Here is a 16,621-nt window from a genome sequence, read left to right as displayed (position 1 = left end):
TCACCGCTACCCCGGAAAAGTCGCTGCTACTCTCTCGGCTGTGCGGGGTACCAGGCAGACATGACGATACCCGGATCCTTGGCCGGCGGGGACAACCCCGACGACGGTCCGGCGAGCAGTGGCGGGCGCCGGCGAGTCACCATCAGTGACCTCGCACGCCGTCTGCACATCTCGAAGGCGTCGGTTTCGTACGCGCTGAACGGCCGGGCCGGGGTCAGCGAGGAGACCCGGCAGCGGGTGCTCGACCTGGCCGAGGAGCTCGGCTTCCACCCGAACTCGGCCGCCGTCGCGCTGTCCGCGAGCCGGACCCGGACGATCGGCATCGTGATCGCGCGCGACCCCGCGCTGATCTCCACCGAGGCGTTCTACATGCGCACCCTGGTCGGCATCGAGCAGTACCTGAACGAGGTCGACTCGTCGCTGCTGCTCCGGCTGACGGGCGAGCACGGCGAGGATCTCGACGTACTGCGGAGATGGTCCCGGCAGGGGCGGGTGGACGGGTTCATCCTGTTCGACGAGCACGACGACGACCCACGGATCACGCTGCTCAAGGAGCTCGGGATGCCGTGCGTGGTGGTCAGCTCCAACGACCCCGACGACCAGGTCGGCCGGCTGATCAGCTCGCCGGTCGAGACGGTCACGCTGCTGCTCGACCACCTGGCCGAGCTCGGGCACCGCGACATCGCGCACATCAGCGGGCCGTTCACCTTCGTCCACGAGCAGCTGCGGGTGCGGATGCTGGGCGAGGGGGCCGAGCAGCGCGGGATGACGGTGCGGCACGTCGAGGGCAGCTACCGGTACGACGACGGCGCCGAGCTGACGCGCCGGTTGCTGACGGACCCGAACCCGCCGACCGCGATCGTGCTGGGCAACGACCTGATGGCGGTGGCTGCGCTCCGGGTGGCGATGGACCTCGGGACCGACGTACCGGGTGAGGTGTCGATCCTCGCCTGGGACGACTCGCCGCTGTGCGAGCTGGCGCGACCGGGGATCACCGCGATCGACCAGAAGACGATGGAACGCGGCCGGGCCGCCGCGGACCTCCTCCTCCGCGTCGCCACCGGCGACCCGGACCTCCACGAGCAGGCCCCGGCCGGCGAGCTCCACCCCCGCGAGTCCTCGGGTCCCGCCCGCCGCTGAGGGGTTACCCCCGCCGAGGGGTTGCCCCCTGCGCTCGCGCCCCGGCCGCCGCTAAGGGTTGCCCCCTCAACTCGGGGGTTGCCCCCCGAAATTCCCAGTGGGCAACCCCCCACCTCAGTGGATATCCCTCGAGGTCGGAGGTTGCCTCCGGAGGGGCGAGTTTGAAGACTCTGTGAAATCGGGTGGTTTCGGAGGGTGTTGGATTGCGTCGGGCGCCTCGGCCAAGGTGGTTGCGAGCGCCTTCGTGGGGGCGCTCGAAGGAACTGTCATCGCCCTTGCCGGGCAGGTGCCGCACGACGAGCAGTACGCCGTTCGCGCGGTTGCCGGTGTGTTGAGGATTTCTCTGGAGGGAGAGCAATGAAGCTGCCGAAGTCCGCGTACACGGATCCGCCGTGGCGGATGCACGAGATCGATGAGGGGTTCACGGTCGAGGATGTCTGGGCGTTGCCGACGCCCGGCGGTCCGGACGACTTCCCGAGGCTGCTGCGGATGATGTCGGGTGGGGACACCAGTGACAACCCGTCCTGGATCGCCCGGACGCTGTTCGCGATCCGCTGGAAGCTCGGCGAGTGGTTCGGCTGGGACAGCCCGGAGGCGAAGGTCGGCTCCCGGGTGGCGACCCTGCGCGACCGGCTGCCGGCCGACCTGCGCGACGGCCCGGCCGGGCCGGAGTTCGACAAGCTCCCGTTCAGCTCGGTGTTCCTGACCAAGGACGAGTTCGCCGCCGAGATGTCCAACAAGACCTGCCACGCGGTCATGCACCTGACCTGGGTCCCCGACGGCAGCGGCGGGTACCACAGCCAGATGGCCGTCCTGGTGAAACCGAACGGCCGGCTGGGCGCGCTCTACATGGCCGCGATCCTGCCGTTCCGCCACATCCTCGTCTATCCCCCGCTGCTCAAGGGCATCGACGAGGAGTGGGCGAATCAGGCGAACAACTTGCCACCGCGGTCGCGACCGCGGTGGCGACTCCGATCCAGACCAGTTTGAGTCGATCCCGGTGCCCGGACTTGACCAGGAAGGTGGCGAGGAGGAGCTAACCTAAGAACTCCCATTCGCCCACTGTGGTGTACGCCGCACTGCGTCCCGGGCCCTCGCCGAGCCGGGACTCGATCAGCTGCAGGCTCCCCGCAGTCCACGACGGACCGTCGTACGTGTCGAAGATCCGGACCCACCGGGTCGCGTCGACCGGCCGGCGCAACCGGGCCAAGGTGACGTGCGGGGTGAACTTCCGGCCCTCCACAGTGACGCCGGCGCGGTTGGCCGCGGCCCGCGTGGTCATCGCCAGGTGCTTGAGCGACTCGGTGTCGTCGCGCACCCCGGCGTACAGCACCCGGGCGTCGGGCACGCCCGGGAACGCGCCGGCTCCGGTGAGTTGCAGCTCGAACGGCGACTGCCGTTTGGCGGCCCGCTCCAGCCGCTCCCCGAGCTCGTCGGTCTTCCAGTCCGGCACCTCGCCGAGGAAGGCCAGCGTGATGTGCCAGTGCTCGTCCGTGGCCCACCGGATGTCGTCATCCGGATGCTCCCGCCGCGGCTCCACGAACTCGCTCAGATCCTCCACAACGTCAATTGGTGGCACCACGGCCACGAACAATCGCATCCAGAAATCGTATCCGTGCGCGAAACTGCTTTTGTGGATGAGCTGAAGCTGCCGTCGCCGTGCGTGGTGATCCTGGCCGGGCCGGGGGCGTCGGGGAAGTCGACGTGGGCGGCGGAGCGGTTCGCTGCGGAGCTGATCGTGTCGAGTGATCGGCTGCGGGCACTCGTGGGGGCCGGGGAGGACGACATCGCGGCCAGTGCGGATGCGTTCACGTTGCTGGAAGAGGTGGTGCGGCAACGAATCGGGCGTCGGCTGACGACCGTGATCGACACCCTCGGGCTGGACCGGGAGCGGCGGTTGCGCTGGCTCGGGCTGGCACGGGACGCCGGGATGCCTTGTGTTGCGGTGGGTTTCGACACTCCCGCGGCCGAGTGCCGCCGGCGGAACCGGGAGCGAGCCAAGCGGATCCCGGCCGATGCGCTGACCTCGCAGTTGCGATCCTGGACCGCGGCGAAGCAGGAGTTGCCGACCGACGGGTACGACGACGTGCTCGAGCCGGCCGTGGTTCGCGTCGTACCGTCGGCGTTCGTCGAGGCGGGAGCGGCGGCGCTTCGGCAGGAGGAGACGCCGACCGGGTTGCGGTTCGGGCTGCAGTTGAGCAGCTACACCCACAAGGCCGGTCGGACGGGCACCGCGAGCTGGATCCGGGAGGTCGCCGGCCGGGCGGAGGCTGCCGGTTTCGACGCGATCTACGTGATGGACCACTTCCGGCAGATTCCGCAAGTGGGGCGGGCCTGGGAAGACTTCCTGGAGAGCTGGACGACGCTCGGGTACCTGGCCGCCTGTACGTCGCGGGTGCGGCTCGGGACGCTGGTCTCCGGGATCACCTACCGGAACGTCGCGCATCTGGGGAAGATCGCCGCGACGCTCGACGTACTGAGTGGTGGGCGTGCTGTCTGCGGTGTCGGGCTGGCGTGGTTCGAGCAGGAGCACAAGGCGTACGGGTGGCCGTTTCCGTCCGTACCCGACCGCTATCGCCTGCTCGAGGACGCGTTGCAACTGCTGCCGATTTTGTGGGGACCAGGTAACAAACCGTTCCACGGCAAGGTGCTCGACGTGCCGGACACCACCTGCTATCCGCGACCGCTGCAGGAGCGGTTGCCGTTGCTGGTCGGCGGAAGCGGGCCGCAGACCTTGCGGTTGGCGGCACGCTACGCCGATGCCGTGAATGTGTTCGGCGACGTCGCGCAGGTGCGCAAGCGGGTCCGCATCGTGCGGGAACTCAGCCACTCTGTGGAGCTAACGCATCTGTCTACAACCCTGGTGGGCAAGGACCATCGGGACGTCGACGAGCTGGTCGGCAGGCTCCGCCCCCGCAACCAGGACCCGGCTCGCTATGCCGCGTCGGTCAACGCAGGGACCGTCGCCGACCAGATCGGGCGCTTCCGCGAACTGTCCGAGGCCGGGGTCGCCGAAGTGATGATCAGTGTCCCTGACCTCGACACCCTGGAGACGGTCGGCGAGGTGATCTCAGCTTTTCGGCTTTAGGTCGTGACCTAAGTCCAGCTTGAGCAGGGCGTTCTCGATCAGCTCGGACATGGCGGGGTGGATCCAGTACTGGTTGCGGGCCATCGAGTAGGCGTCCAGGCCGAAGCTCATCGCCTGGATGACCGGCTGGATCACCGACGACGCCTGCGGGCCGATGATGTGGCAGCCGATGATCAGGCCGGTGTCGGCGTCGGCCAGGATCTTGGCGAAGCCGGTGGTGTCCTCCATCGCCCAGCCGTAGGCGATGTCGGCGTACTGCTGGCGACCGACGACGTACCGGATCCCGCGCTCGCGGGCCTGCTCCTCGGTGAGGCCGACGGCGGCGACCTGCGGCGAGCTGAAGACGGCGTGCGGGACGAAGCGGTGGTCGGAGGTGATCCGGGCGTCCGGGTTGAGCAGGTTGTGCTTCACCACCCGCGCCTCGTGGTTCGCGACGTGCTTCAGCTGGTGTGGTGACGTGACGTCACCGAGCGCGTAGATGCCGTCGACGTTGGTCTGCTGGTACTCGTCGACGACCACCCGCTGCTCGGCGTCGACCACGACACCAGTGGCGTCCAGGTTCATCGTGTCCGAGTTCGGTGTCCGGCCGACGGCGACCAGGACCTCGTCGACCACGAGCTCGTCGACGCCGTTCGGGCTGAGCATCTCCAGCGCGATCGAGCCGTCCGCCTGCCGCTTCGCGCTGACCGTGTCGTGGTCGAGGCGGACGTCGTACTTGCCCTGTGCGATCTCGGTGTACCGCTCGGCGATCTCGGTGTCCTCGTGCCGCATCAGCAGCCCGGAGCGGGCGATCAGCGTGACCTCGACGCCGTACGACGAGAACACGTGCGCGAACTCGGCCGCGACGAAGCCGCTGCCGATGATGCCGAGCCGGCGCGGCAGCTCCTCGATCCGCATGATCGTGTTCGAGGTGTGGTAGCCGACCTCCTCGAGACCGGGGACGAACGGCACGATCGGCCGGCTGCCGGTGGCGAGCACGAACTGGTCGGCGGTGAGCGTGCTGGTCGAGCCGTCCTTGCCGTCGACGGTCAGCTCCTTGTCGCCGGTGAACCGGCCGGTGCCGTCGTACACGGTGACGTTCGCGTTGTCGGCGTGGTGGTGCCGGTACTCCGAGCCGCCGGCGGCGATCGGGTCGATCCGGCCGAAGATGCGGTCCCGGATCGCGGGCCAGCGGACCCCGTCGAGCGTCTCGTCGACGCCGTACCGGGAACTGACCGACGGCGTCGCGGCCAGGTCGGCGGTGTGGACGAACATCTTGGTCGGGATGCAGCCGACGTTCAGGCAGGTGCCGCCGAACGTGTCGCGCTCGACGATCGCCACCTTCCAGTCCGTGAACCGCCGGTTCACGATGGTGTTTCCCGAACCGGTCCCGATGATCACCAGGTCGTAATGAGTCACACCTCATTCTGGACCCGTCCGTGCGGGATCATGGGGACGGTGTCAGGCAGTGAGTTGGTGAGCAGCAACGGAACGCTCGGATGGGACGGATTCGGGACGCTCCGGATCCGGTACGACGTGTCCACGGCCGGGCTGGGGAAGCTCACCAGATCGCTGCGCACCCGGCTGGGTGAGCGGACTGTTCCGGTCGAGGCGTTGCAGGGCATCGGCCTGAGCATGAGTCCAGGGGCTCCGGTGGTCAGTCTCGAGCTGCGGGAGCACGCCGATCCGCTGCTGTCGGTCGGCGGCGGGTCCTTCGCGGCGCTGCTCGATCCGTACCGGTTCTTCTTCGACGCCGCCGACCGGTCGGTCGCCGAGCGGCTGGTCGCCGACGTGAAGGCGATGCTCGCCCGGCGGCAGGTGCCCGCCTCGGCCTCGCAGCAGTGGCTGGTCGCGCCGCCGGTCGCGCCGGACCGGATCGAGGGGCGGGACGCGACCGTATTCCTGGCCGGTGGCCACCTGGCGTTCGCCTACAAGTGGCCGGCGAGCCGGAAGAAGAAGGCGGACGGCGACCGGTTGTCGGTGCCGCTGGCCGACATCATCGACGTCGAGTGGATGCCGAACGACCGCCGGCTCCGGCCCAAGGGCTTCTTCCGGATCAGCACCGCGCGGACCCCGCTCGAACGGCCCAAACCGCGGCACGACCCGGCGGCGGTGTTGACCGAACGGCGAACAGACGTCGACGTGCTGTTCTTCGCGGCGCGACTACTGACCCGGATCCGGCCCTAAGCCACTCTGGGCCCGAGGTCCTTGGCTTCGACCGGGGTCCGCGGCGCCGGTGCCGAGTCGACGGCGCGCGGCCCTGCCGCTGGGGCTGCGTCGACAGCGGCCTTCTCGCCGAGGAGCTCGGTCTGTGGGAGCACCTCGAGCCGCGGGCGCGGCAGCAGCCGCGGCCGGATGGCCAGGCCCCGCTTGCGCGAGAAGTACAGCACCGAGGCGACCGTGCCGGCGATGGTGAGCCCGCCGCCGACGATCAGCGACCAGCGGGCGCCGAAGGTCTGGCCGACCCACCCGATCAGCGGCGACCCGATCGGCGTACCGCCCATCAGGACCGTCATGTAGAGCGCCATCACCCGGCCGCGCATGGTCGGCTCGATGCTCAGCTGCATGGTCGCGTTCGCGGCGGTGAGCATGGTCAGCGAGGTCAGGCCGACCAGCGGCAGCACCAGCGCATAGGTCAGGTACGTCGGCATCAGGCCGCTGACCAGCGCCATCACACCGAACGCCAGGGCCGCGCCGATCACCAGGCGAGCGCGGATCCGGACCCGGCGGGCCGCCAGCAGCGCGCCCGACAACGACCCGATCGCCAGGATCGAGCCGAGGATGCCGTACTCCCCCGCGCCCTTGCTGAACACCTCGGTCGCCATCAGCGCGGACGTCATCTGGAAGTTCAGGCCGAAGGTGCCCGCGAAGAACACGGTCACCAGGATCATCATCAGGTCCGGCCGGCGCCACAGGTAGCGCATGCCGTCGCGGATCATGCCCTTCTCCCGGGCCGCAGGCTTCGGCGTGTGCAGCTCGCCGACCCGCATCAGCCGCAGCGACAGGATCACCGCGGCGTAGGTGAAGCCGTTGATCATGATCACCGGTCCGGTGCCGATCCAGTGGATCAGCAGGCCGGCCAGCGCCGGGCCGAGCAGCCGGGCCGCGTTGAAGGAGGCCGAGTTCAGCCCGACCGCGTTGGCGAGCTCGTCGCGGCCGACCATCTCGACCACGAACGACTGCCGGGCGGGGGCGTCGAACGCCGTACCGACTCCGAACAGCAGGGCCAGCAGGTACACGTGCCAGGGCACGACCAGCCCGGCGACGGTCAGTCCGCCGAGGACGAGGGCGACCGTGGCCATCGCGATCTGGGTGCACGTCAGCACCCGGCGCTTCGGGAATCGGTCGGCCACGACACCGGCGTACGGGCCGAGCAGGAGGGCCGGCAGGAACTGCAGTCCGGTCACGATGCCGAGCGCCGTACCGGAGTGGGTCAGCTCCAGGACCAGCCAGTCCTGGGCGACGCGCTGCATCCAGGTGCCGACGTTCGAGATGATCGCGCCGGTGGCGTAGAGACGGAAGTTGCGAACTTTGAACGCTCGGAAGGTCGGACTCATGTGGCCGCCAGGCGTTCGAGAACAGGTGCTGCCTTGCGCAGGATGTCGCGCTCCTCGGGGGTCAGTTGCTTCAGTTTGGTCTGCAGCCACTCGTCGCGGCGCCGCCGGTTGGCCTGGATCAGCTCGTCGGCGCGGTCGGTCAGCTCGACCACGATCTGGCGCTTGTCGGTCGGATGAGGCCGGCGGGCGACCAGGCCCGCCTCCTCCATGTTCGACACGATCCGCGTCATCGACGGCGGCTTGACCTGCTCGTGGGAGGCCAGCTCGCCGATCGTCATCGCGTCGTGCTTGGCCAGCGCACCGAGCACGCTGAGCTGGTTGGCGGTGAGGTCGTGACCGGGCTCGCGCTGCCGCCGGATCTGCCGGGACAGCCGTAGCGTCGACGACCGCAGGGCACTCGCCAGCCCGACGTCACTCTTCACCTGCTGGGCTACGACTTCGGGCATGTTCGTTAGCTTAACTCATTACCTTTGCTAAAGAAAACGGTTGACCGGCCGGTGGTATTCCCGGGCAGCCGCTGCCGAGGCGCTAAGGTTCCCGGACATGGGGACAACTGCCGAGCTCGAGCGGTACGAGCAACGGTTCCGGCGGGCCGGGCTGCCGCTGTTCATCGAGGACTTCTCGCCGACGCACGACATCTTCACCAGGGCCACGCCGCTGCTGGCGCTGGTGTTCCTGGCCGAGGTGCTCGGCGCCACCTCGCTGGACTGGTCGGTCTGGAAGAACGTGCTGGCCGCGGTCGTCGCACTGGCGGTTCTGGTCGGCGGGTTCGGCGTACTGAACGCGCTCCGCGGCCGTCCCTTCTGGTCACTGCCGACCCGGTTCGGCATCCCGGAGCTGGCCGTGTTCATCCTGCTTCCCGCCCTGCTGCCGCTGGTCACCGAGGGGCAGGTCCAGCAGTTCTTCGGTGTTGTCCTCGGCAACCTGCTGCTCGTCGGCCTGGTGTACGTCGTGGTCGGCTACGGCCTGATCGCGACGACGTACTGGAGCCTGCGCCGGCTGGCCGGCGACCTGGCCGACTCGATCGCGAGCATGGTCCGGGCGCTGCCGCTGCTGCTGGTGTTCTCACTGGTGCTGTTCATCAACACCGAGATGTGGCAGGTGTTCACCGGGATGCCGGTCGCGTTCATCCTGTTCTCGATGGCGGCGTTCACGCTGCTCAGCACGCTGTTCCTGATGGTGCGGCTGCCGAAGGAGGTCGACGAGATCGAACGCGACGCCGCCTCGGGCCCGCCGCTGCGCCGGCTGCAGCGGCTCAACCTCACCATCAGCCTGGCCATCCGGCAGTGGGTGCAGACGCTGGTCGTGAGCAGCGGGGTCGGCCTGTTCTTCGTTGCCTTCGGCATGCTCGGGATCAGCCGGAAGATCTACGAGAGCTGGGAGATCGACCCCGGCGGCTGGTCGTACGACGTCCAGCTGCTGGGGCACCCGATGGTGATCAGCGCCGGCCTGGTCAAGGTTGCCGTCGGCATCGCGAACTTCACCGGTCTCTACTACTCGATCGCGCTGATGACCGACTCGTCGTACCGCGAGGAGTTCCTCGACAGCGTCACCGTCGAGCTCCGCAAACTCTTCACCGCCCGCGCGGAGTACCTGCAGCTACGCGGTTAGCCCTCAGGTCAGCCAGTCGCTGAGCGGGCCGATCGCGAAGTAGACGACGAACAGGATCGAGACCACCCACATCAGCGGGTGCACCTGGCGGACCTTGCCGCGAACCAGCTTGAGCAGGACGTAGGTGACGAACCCGGCGCCGATCCCGGCGGTGATCGAGTACGTGAACGGCATCAGGATGATGGTCAGGAACGCCGGGAACGCGACCTCGATGTCGTCGAAGTCGATCCCCTTCACCTGCGTCATCATCAGGAACCCGACCAGGATCAGCGCCGGCGTCGCCGCCTCGTACGGCACCAGCGTGACCAGCGGCGCGACCACCATCGAGATCAGGAAGCAGATCCCGGTCACCACACTCGCCAGGCCGGTCCGCGCCCCCTCGCCGACACCCGACGCGGACTCGATGTACGACGTGTTGCTCGACACCGACGCGGCGCCACCGGCCGCGGCCGCCACCGAGTCGACGACCAGGATGCGCTGCGCGTTCGGCGGGTTGCCCTCCGCGTCCAGCAGCCCGGCCTCGGCGCCGATCGCGGTCATCGTGCCCATCGTGTCGAAGAAGTCCGCCAGCATCAGCGTGAAGACCAGCAGCAGCGCGGCCACCACGCCGATCTTCTCGAACGACCCGAACAGGCTGAACTCGCCGAGCGTGTCCAGGTCCGGCGTGCTGAACCAGTCGTCCGGCAGCGCCGGCACGGTCAGTCCCCAGCCGTCCGGGTTCTCGGCGGTCCGGGCCCCGATGCTCACCATCGACTCGACGACGATCGCGAGTACCGTCGTGGCCACGATGCCGATCAGGATCGCGCCCTTCACCTTCCGCGCGTACAGCGTGACGATCAGGGTCAGGCCGAACACGAAGATCAGCACCGGCCAGCCGCGAAGGTTGCCGGCCACACCGAGCTCCACCGGCGGGCCGGTCAGCGCGGCGGGACGCCGTACGAAGCCTGCGTCGACGAATCCGATGAACGCGATGAACAGGCCGATCCCGACACTGATCGCCACCTTCAGCTGCACCGGGACCGCCTCGAACACCGCCTTGCGGAACCCGGTCAGCACCAACAGCAGGATGATGATGCCCTCCAGCACCACCAGGCCCATCGCGTCCGCCCAGGTCATCTTGGTCGCGATCGAGAACGCCACGAACGCGTTCAGGCCCAGGCCGGTCGCCAGCGCGAGCGGGAAGTTCGCCACCACGCCCATCAGGATCGTGAGCACCCCGGCCACCAGCGCGGTCGCCACCGCGACCTTCGCGATCGACGCCGCCGGATCCGTCCCGCCACCGACGAACTGGCCGGTGCCGTCCTTCACGGTGCCGATGATCAGCGGGTTCAGCACCACGATGTAGGCCATCGTGAAGAACGTGACCACCCCGCCGCGGATCTCCCGGTTGACGGTCGAACCACGCTGGCTGATCTTGAAGAACGAGTCCACGAAGCCGGACCGGTCACGGGCGGTGGAAGCCTGGGGCGAGCTCATGGCGGAATCGTGCCAGTTCCTGGCAAGCTCTTGGAAGTAGGGGACTAAGGTGGGGCCGTGGCAGACGAGCAGCCCGCACCCAAGAAGCGCACCGACCCGACCAGCCAACTGGCCCGCGGCGAACTCGTGCACGCCGAGGTAAAGCCCCTCGACCTTTCCGGCATCCCCACCGTCATCACCGGCATCATCGCCTGGACCGTCGCCTTCGTCGCCGTCCTCATCTTCCGCGACGAGCTCAAGGAAGACGGCCTCGAGTGGTGGCTCTGGGTCACCGTCGCCGGCATCGGCCTCGGCTTCATAGGCCTCTGGTACTGCCGCCGCCGCTGGACAGCCATCCAAGCCGGCCACCGCCCCGCCATCGAAGACTAAGAACCACCCCAACGGACGCGGCCTCCGACCGCGACTGTCTTGACGCCTCCGGCGGACCCGCATCCTGCTGTCACAGATCGACGTGCTTGGCGCGTAGGACTGGAGTCACCCCTCACGCCGGACTACACGCGGTCCTTTCGTCGCATGCTCCCACCGACTCGGCGTGCTGTCGCCCGCGTCGTTCCGCCCGCGACAGCACCGCGATGTCGCCTTCAGGTGGGCCTCAATGAACCGACGTCGCCGGTTGACAGCCAATCAGCATCCGCACCTTCTTGCCGGTATCGGCAGGAAAGTGCGGATAGGCACGGCGCACTCGGCCGCCAGCAAGCGCTCCCGAAGCGGTAAATACGTTGGGAAAATCCCAACACTTCGCTAGACTTGGGTCATGGATCAGCAGTTGCTCGCAGTCGGCGAACGCATTCGCTCGCAGATGCCGCCCGGGCTCAGTCAGCGCAGGCTCGCGGGCCTCGTGGACATGACGCCGGACGCTCTGTCGCGTGCGCTCAACGGGCAGCGTGGGTTCTCGTCGATCGAGTTGGCCAGCCTCGCCGACTCGCTCGGTGTTGACATCTACTGGCTGATCACCGGGCGGGCGGACCCACTGCGTGTGGACGTTGCGGCTCGGCATTTCTGGGATCCCGTGCAAGCGCAGCGAGTGAATCCCGGCCGTGAGGCTGACGACAAGATCCTGGAGAAGGTCGTCGCTGTCTACCGGGATGCCTATCCTGACGGACCGTCGGTATCACCAGACCTCCCCGCTGAGCCGGGCGCAGTTCGAAGTCGCCTGGGGCGCGACTTCGTCCGGCGCTTCGCCGAGCAGATCGAAGCGGCGTTCGCCATCGATGTGCTCCGCATTCCTGAGCTCTCCACCGATTACTCGCTCCGCATCGGCGGTCGATCGGTGATCCTGCTGACGAGCACTCCGAACTGGTTCAGGAACAACTGGTCAGTCGCTCACGAACTCGGCCATCTCGTGCTCGGTCACCACGCCGGCCGCGGGGTCGAGAAAGCGAACGAGCAACCAGCCGATGAGTTCGCCGCTGCCCTGCTCCTCCCCGAGGACCGCGTGCGGGAGATCAACTGGTCCCACATCGACGGGACAGAGCTGGCCAAGTTCGTTTGGGACGCAGGCGTCTCCACCGAGGCGCTGCGCAACCGACTTCGGAAGCTTCGATTGAAGCCACATGCCGACGCGTCCGCCGCTCTGGAACAGCCAACCCAGCATCTTCTTCGTCGACACCTGACAACGCTCCGGGGCTACGGGGCTGGAGTAGATGCGGTGGTGGAGCGCGAAGCAGAATCCACTGGACGGATGTTCCCGATCCGGTTGATAGCCGATCTGTCGCATCGCGTGCGTTCCGGACAGGCGGATCCGGCCGCCCTCGCCTGGGTGCTGAACGTCCCCGTCGACGAGATCGACTTCCCGGAGCCGGACGACGAAGCAGCGTCACGCGAGTACGAAGAACTGCTTGCAGCGAGGCCGAGTGCTGCCGCGTGGAATGACAAGCTTCGCTTGAGCCATGGTAACGCGGCACCGTGGTGAACGAGCGACTGCTGAAATGGGAGCAGCTCGACAAGCATCAGGCGACGGAACTTCAGGCCTTCACCTGTACTGACGAATGGCCCCGCACCGCCAAGGGTCGTCGGCTCCCCAAGCACCCACGCGAATGGGAATGGGCCGCACAGCGACACTTCCGCACTCTCGCCCAGCGACTCCAGGCCGGCGAGACACTTCTCGTGGGACGAGACGACGAGAACGCCGTCGGCGCAGCCGTGCACCTGTCCTACGAACAGCACGGAGTCCTGCTGGTCGCGACCTTCGAAGCCGGAGCTGTGAGCACGCACTTCCGGAACATGAGAGACCGCTACGTCGGCGACGAGATCATGGCCGTCGGAAGAGCTGAAGCCGGCATCAAAGCAGTCGATTCCGGCGCATCCACCCTCGTCCTCCAGGGCTGCATTCACGAACAGAACCGAGCAAGCATGCGCATGGCTGCCAGAGCAGACTGGGAGCCGGAAGGTCTCCCTACGCCAAACGGCTACCAACTCTGGGCGACCGCATTCGATCCCATTCGGGAGTAAGCCCCACGATCCGGCGGCCGGACCCTTGGCTCGTCGGTACCGCGCGTGGGCAACGCAGTCTTCGCGCCGATCACGTTGAGACGCGACAAGAGTCTGCGGCGCGCCGGAGGCGCAGATAGGGCAGCCGCCGCCGGAGGTGGTGTCCTTAGTCGGCGACTACTTCGTCGTCGGATTCTGGTTCGGCGGTGGCTTCTACTTCGGCTTGGACTGCGTCGGCCTCGGCTAGTTCTAGGTTGTCGTAGCCGGTGGTGTCGAAGGCGTGGTGGGTGGCGGGCTGGTCGGGGAGGTCGATGGTGGCGTCGGAGTGGGCTCCGCAGCCGTAGTCGTAGGCGACCACGCGACCCTCGCCGGGGGCCATTTCGTTGGTGCAGACGCCGAAGGCCTGGCCGAGGCTGTCGGCAAGGCGGATCCAGTAGCCGCAGGCGTTGCATTTGTACGGGACGGCCTGGGCGATCGCGGAGGTCGGGCCGAAGTCTCCGCCGTACCAGCGCTCCGCTGCTTCCTCGCGGCCGAACGGCGACAGGACGCGCTCGCGGCCGAGGCCGAGCTCGTCGACGACGGCCCGGACGTCGTCGGGGGCGCCGGTGTCGGTGAATCCGGGCTCGAGGCGCGCGTCGTCGACGTGGGTCGGGAACAGGTCGCCGGGGCGCAGGTCGCCGGGCTGGACGCGGTCGGACCACGGGACCCACACGGGCGCGACGATGGCCTCGTCGCCGGGCAGCATCACGACCTCGTTGACGGTGACCGTCTTGGCGCGGGAGGCGCGGGTCAGCGTGACCGCCCAGCGCCAGCCGCGGTACCCGGGGTGCGTCGAGGCGAAGTAGTGCGTGACGAGCCGCTCACCTTCGACCAGGTGACCGAGGTGCTCGCCGATCTGCGCGGAGCCGGCCTCGGCGATCGCGGCCTCGCGGGCGGGTTCGACCGCCGCGACACAGACGGCGTCGGCCTTGGCGCGAACCTGGTCCGGAGTTCTGACGGGAGTCACAATCGCCCATTCTCGCACGCCCGCGCGGGTGGTCGGAACGCGCCGTGACTACGGTCTGTCCCCCGCAGGAGGCAGGATGGTTCCATGCAGAGCCCAGACCCCGCGGACCGGAAGGCGACGCCTGGTTCACCCGGCGCGAACCCGGCCGGTGGGACGCCTGGCGACCGCGCCGGTGACAAGCCTGGCACCCCGGCCGGCGACAAGACCGGTGACCGCCCCGGAAAGAGCAGAGCCGAGCGGGTCAGCGGCGCAAAGCAGAAGCTCGGTACGGCGAGCAAGAAGGTCGGTCACGCCTCGAAGGTCGGCGCCAGCGGCGTCGCGTCCGCATCCCGCAAGACGGCCACCGTCGGCGGGAAGGTCGGACGAGCCACCAGCCGCCGGATCAGCGGACTGACCGGCGCCCAGGGCGCACGTGAGTCCGGGCTGTCCCGGCTGATCGAGCTCGGCGCGGTCAACGCCGCCGGTGACACCGCGTTCGCCGTGTCCCTGGCCGGCACGGTGTTCTTCGCCGTACCTAGTGAGCAGGCGCGGGACCGGGTCGCGCTGTTCCTGGTGCTGACGATGGCGCCATTTGCGCTGATGGCGCCGCTGATCGGGCCGATCCTGGACCGGTTCCGGCACGGTCGCCGGTGGGCGATCGGGGCGACGCTCGGCCTGCGCGGGTTCCTGGTCTGGAGCCTCGCCGCCTCGATGACCGGCAGCGCCTCCCCCTGGCTCTACCCGGCCGCCCTGGGATGCCTGGTCGCGTCCAAGGCGTACGGCGTGACGCGGGCATCCGCCGTACCGCGGCTGCTCCCGAAGGAGATCACCCTCGTCACGGCGAACTCGCGGATCTCGCTGGCCGGTGTCGCCGGTGCGACCGTCGGCGCGGGGATCGCGGCGGCGTTCGCGGCGATCGGGCCGGAGTGGTCGCTCCGCTGGGCCGCGCTCGTCTACACCGTCGGCCTGGTGCTCGCGATCCGGCTGCCGAGCAAGGTGGACTCCCCCGCCGGCGAGGAGATAACGGGTACGGCGGGCCGCGAAGCGCGCCGGCGGGCGATCACATCGGCGGTGGCGCGCGGGATCCGGTGCAACCTCGGCCTGCGGTTCGTGTCCGGATTCCTGACCATGTACCTGGCCTTCCTGCTCCGGGACGCACCGGTCAGCGGGATCGACGGCGCACTGGCCGCGGGTGCCGTGGTCGCGGCGGCGGGTCTCGGCAACAGCCTCGGCACCGTGCTCGGATCGTTGCTCAAGGCCCGAAAACCCGAGACCGTCGTGCTGGTCGTGCTGCTCGCGGACGTGACGGTCGCGGTCCTGGTCGCGGTGTTCTACGGGTTCCCGATCCTGATCGCGCTCGGCCTGGTGGCCGGGTTGTGCAGCTCGCTCGGGAAGCTGTCGCTGGACGCGATGATCCAGCGTGACGTACCGGAGACCGTGCGTACGTCGGTCTTCGCCCGCTCGGAGACGGTGCTGCAACTGGCCTGGGTGATCGGCGGCGGCTGCGGCATCGTGCTGCCGCTGATCCCGCGCCTCGGGTTCGGGTTCCTGGCCGGCGTACTGCTGATCGTGGTCCTCCTCGTCATCCGGATGAGGCCGTCCGGCCGGCCGGCTGGCCCGATCAAGCCGCGGCAGCCGGCGCCGAAGCCGCCTGCAGCCAAGCCGGCCGCCGAGCCGGAAGCCGAGCAGCCGACACGGACGAGCCGGACGATCCTGACCACCAGCGTCGCCGAACAGCGCGCCAACCGCGAGAACACCCAGCGCCGACACGACGAACCGACGGTCGAGCTGAAGTTCGACGACCAGCAGCAGCCGCAGCAGCCGGTCGGGAAGTGGTGGAGCGGGCAGCCGGACGAGGACGACGAGGAGACCGTCGAGGACCAGGCCCCCTGGGCCGAGGAGCCGACCGTCGAACGCGACCGCGGCGGCATCTTCAACCGCCGCCGCGGCGGCGGCCGCCCACCCCGCTGAGCCCCCGAACCCGCTGAAGCACCCCGCCGCCCGAGCCCACACCCTCCGCACCCTCCGCCTGCCTGCCCACTGAAGTCGGGGGTTGCCCCCTCAAATTCCCAGTGGGCAACCCCCCACCCCGGGGGATAACACGCTGAGCTGGAGGGTTGGCGGGGCAACGGAGGGGATGCCTGCTGAGGTGGGGGGTTGCCCGCTGGAAATCTCAGGGGGGCAACCCCCGAATTGGATGGATATCCCCTCCACTTGGGCCTTCTCCCCACTTGCACGAAGAGAGAGGGCGGCGTTCGAGGGGATAACCCCTTCGCTTGTGGGTTCTCCCCTCGCAGACGAGAGGAGAACCCACAACTCGAACGGATATCCCTCCGAAGGTCAGGCCCCGATGCG

Annotated in this window: 15 protein-coding genes; 9 read left to right on the top strand and 6 right to left on the bottom strand. The window is 68.6% G+C overall.

What is annotated here, in order from left to right; all coding sequences use genetic code 11:
• The first annotated feature begins 60 nt into the window (after positions 1-60).
• Positions 61-1,140: a LacI family DNA-binding transcriptional regulator gene (locus AB0H36_RS43900; protein WP_360537369.1), complete on the top strand. Its 1,080-nt coding sequence runs from the start codon at positions 61-63 to the stop codon at positions 1,138-1,140.
• A 357-nt stretch (positions 1,141-1,497) separates the two neighbouring features.
• Positions 1,498-2,130, top strand: coding sequence for a DUF2867 domain-containing protein (locus AB0H36_RS43895; protein ID WP_360537367.1), 633 nt, complete (start codon positions 1,498-1,500; stop codon positions 2,128-2,130).
• A gap of 46 nt (positions 2,131-2,176) precedes the next feature.
• On the opposite strand, the gene thpR is transcribed toward AB0H36_RS43895, so the two are convergent.
• On the bottom strand, positions 2,177-2,740 hold the full coding sequence (gene thpR / locus AB0H36_RS43890) for an RNA 2',3'-cyclic phosphodiesterase (protein ID WP_360537365.1): 564 nt from the start codon (positions 2,738-2,740) through the stop codon (positions 2,177-2,179).
• A gap of 33 nt (positions 2,741-2,773) precedes the next feature.
• Between thpR and AB0H36_RS43885 the strand changes: the two genes are divergently transcribed.
• On the top strand, positions 2,774-4,228 hold the full coding sequence (locus AB0H36_RS43885) for an LLM class flavin-dependent oxidoreductase (RefSeq protein WP_360537363.1): 1,455 nt from the start codon (positions 2,774-2,776) through the stop codon (positions 4,226-4,228).
• On the opposite strand, the gene AB0H36_RS43880 is transcribed toward AB0H36_RS43885, so the two are convergent.
• Complete coding sequence (locus AB0H36_RS43880; protein WP_360537361.1) at positions 4,211-5,626, bottom strand: mycothione reductase; 1,416 nt, start codon at positions 5,624-5,626, stop codon at positions 4,211-4,213. The genes AB0H36_RS43885 and AB0H36_RS43880 overlap by 18 nt on opposite strands.
• A 57-nt stretch (positions 5,627-5,683) precedes the next feature.
• Here AB0H36_RS43880 and AB0H36_RS43875 point away from each other — a divergent pair, with 57 nt between their 5' ends.
• Complete coding sequence (locus AB0H36_RS43875) at positions 5,684-6,394, top strand: DUF4429 domain-containing protein (RefSeq protein WP_360537359.1); 711 nt, start codon at positions 5,684-5,686, stop codon at positions 6,392-6,394.
• Here AB0H36_RS43875 and AB0H36_RS43870 read toward each other — a convergent pair.
• Both AB0H36_RS43870 and AB0H36_RS43865 read right to left on the bottom strand, forming a co-directional pair.
• Positions 6,391-7,764 carry an MFS transporter gene (locus AB0H36_RS43870; protein ID WP_360537357.1) on the bottom strand — a complete coding sequence of 458 codons (1,374 nt, stop codon included), beginning with the start codon at positions 7,762-7,764 and terminating at the stop codon, positions 6,391-6,393. The genes AB0H36_RS43875 and AB0H36_RS43870 overlap by 4 nt on opposite strands.
• Positions 7,761-8,210, bottom strand: a complete 450-nt coding sequence (locus AB0H36_RS43865; protein WP_360537355.1) for a MarR family transcriptional regulator — start codon at positions 8,208-8,210, stop codon at positions 7,761-7,763. The genes AB0H36_RS43870 and AB0H36_RS43865 overlap by 4 nt, the downstream gene beginning before the upstream one ends.
• Before the next feature lie 97 nt (positions 8,211-8,307).
• Between AB0H36_RS43865 and AB0H36_RS43860 the strand changes: the two genes are divergently transcribed.
• Positions 8,308-9,375, top strand: a complete 1,068-nt coding sequence (locus tag AB0H36_RS43860; protein WP_360537353.1) for a hypothetical protein — start codon at positions 8,308-8,310, stop codon at positions 9,373-9,375.
• 3 nt (positions 9,376-9,378) lie between these two features.
• On the opposite strand, the gene AB0H36_RS43855 is transcribed toward AB0H36_RS43860, so the two are convergent.
• On the bottom strand, positions 9,379-10,851 hold the full coding sequence (locus tag AB0H36_RS43855; protein ID WP_360537351.1) for an NCS2 family permease: 1,473 nt from the start codon (positions 10,849-10,851) through the stop codon (positions 9,379-9,381).
• A gap of 57 nt (positions 10,852-10,908) precedes the next feature.
• Here AB0H36_RS43855 and AB0H36_RS43850 point away from each other — a divergent pair, with 57 nt between their 5' ends.
• From AB0H36_RS43850 to AB0H36_RS43840, 3 genes are all read left to right on the top strand, one after another.
• Positions 10,909-11,220: a DUF2530 domain-containing protein gene (locus AB0H36_RS43850; protein ID WP_360537349.1), complete on the top strand. Its 312-nt coding sequence runs from the start codon at positions 10,909-10,911 to the stop codon at positions 11,218-11,220.
• A gap of 385 nt (positions 11,221-11,605) precedes the next feature.
• Positions 11,606-12,763, top strand: coding sequence for an XRE family transcriptional regulator (locus AB0H36_RS43845; RefSeq protein WP_360537347.1), 1,158 nt, complete (start codon positions 11,606-11,608; stop codon positions 12,761-12,763).
• On the top strand, positions 12,757-13,302 hold the full coding sequence (locus AB0H36_RS43840) for a hypothetical protein (protein ID WP_360537345.1): 546 nt from the start codon (positions 12,757-12,759) through the stop codon (positions 13,300-13,302). Before AB0H36_RS43845 ends, AB0H36_RS43840 begins: the two co-directional genes overlap by 7 nt.
• 145 nt (positions 13,303-13,447) lie before the next feature.
• On the opposite strand, the gene AB0H36_RS43835 is transcribed toward AB0H36_RS43840, so the two are convergent.
• Positions 13,448-14,287, bottom strand: coding sequence for a DUF3027 domain-containing protein (locus tag AB0H36_RS43835; RefSeq protein WP_360537343.1), 840 nt, complete (start codon positions 14,285-14,287; stop codon positions 13,448-13,450).
• Between the two features lie 84 nt (positions 14,288-14,371).
• Between AB0H36_RS43835 and AB0H36_RS43830 the strand changes: the two genes are divergently transcribed.
• Positions 14,372-16,237 carry an MFS transporter gene (locus tag AB0H36_RS43830; protein ID WP_360537341.1) on the top strand — a complete coding sequence of 622 codons (1,866 nt, stop codon included), beginning with the start codon at positions 14,372-14,374 and terminating at the stop codon, positions 16,235-16,237.
• Positions 16,238-16,621: the final 384 nt, after the last annotated feature.

Source organism: Kribbella sp. NPDC050820 (assembly GCF_040653975.1).
Classification (GTDB): domain Bacteria; phylum Actinomycetota; class Actinomycetes; order Propionibacteriales; family Kribbellaceae; genus Kribbella.
Note: the sequence above shows the minus strand (reverse complement) of the source record. Positions and strands in the feature narration are given on the sequence as shown.

Coding starts and splice junctions, on each gene's coding strand:
- AB0H36_RS43860 (WP_360537353.1), top strand. CDS start 8,308: ATGGGGACAACTGCCGAGCTCGAGCGGTACGAGCAACGGTTCCGGCGG.
- AB0H36_RS43830 (WP_360537341.1), top strand. CDS start 14,372: ATGCAGAGCCCAGACCCCGCGGACCGGAAGGCGACGCCTGGTTCACCC.
- AB0H36_RS43845 (WP_360537347.1), top strand. CDS start 11,606: ATGGATCAGCAGTTGCTCGCAGTCGGCGAACGCATTCGCTCGCAGATG.
- AB0H36_RS43855 (WP_360537351.1), bottom strand. CDS start 10,851: ATGAGCTCGCCCCAGGCTTCCACCGCCCGTGACCGGTCCGGCTTCGTG.
- AB0H36_RS43865 (WP_360537355.1), bottom strand. CDS start 8,210: ATGCCCGAAGTCGTAGCCCAGCAGGTGAAGAGTGACGTCGGGCTGGCG.
- AB0H36_RS43870 (WP_360537357.1), bottom strand. CDS start 7,764: ATGAGTCCGACCTTCCGAGCGTTCAAAGTTCGCAACTTCCGTCTCTAC.
- thpR (WP_360537365.1), bottom strand. CDS start 2,740: ATGCGATTGTTCGTGGCCGTGGTGCCACCAATTGACGTTGTGGAGGAT.
- AB0H36_RS43900 (WP_360537369.1), top strand. CDS start 61: ATGACGATACCCGGATCCTTGGCCGGCGGGGACAACCCCGACGACGGT.
- AB0H36_RS43895 (WP_360537367.1), top strand. CDS start 1,498: ATGAAGCTGCCGAAGTCCGCGTACACGGATCCGCCGTGGCGGATGCAC.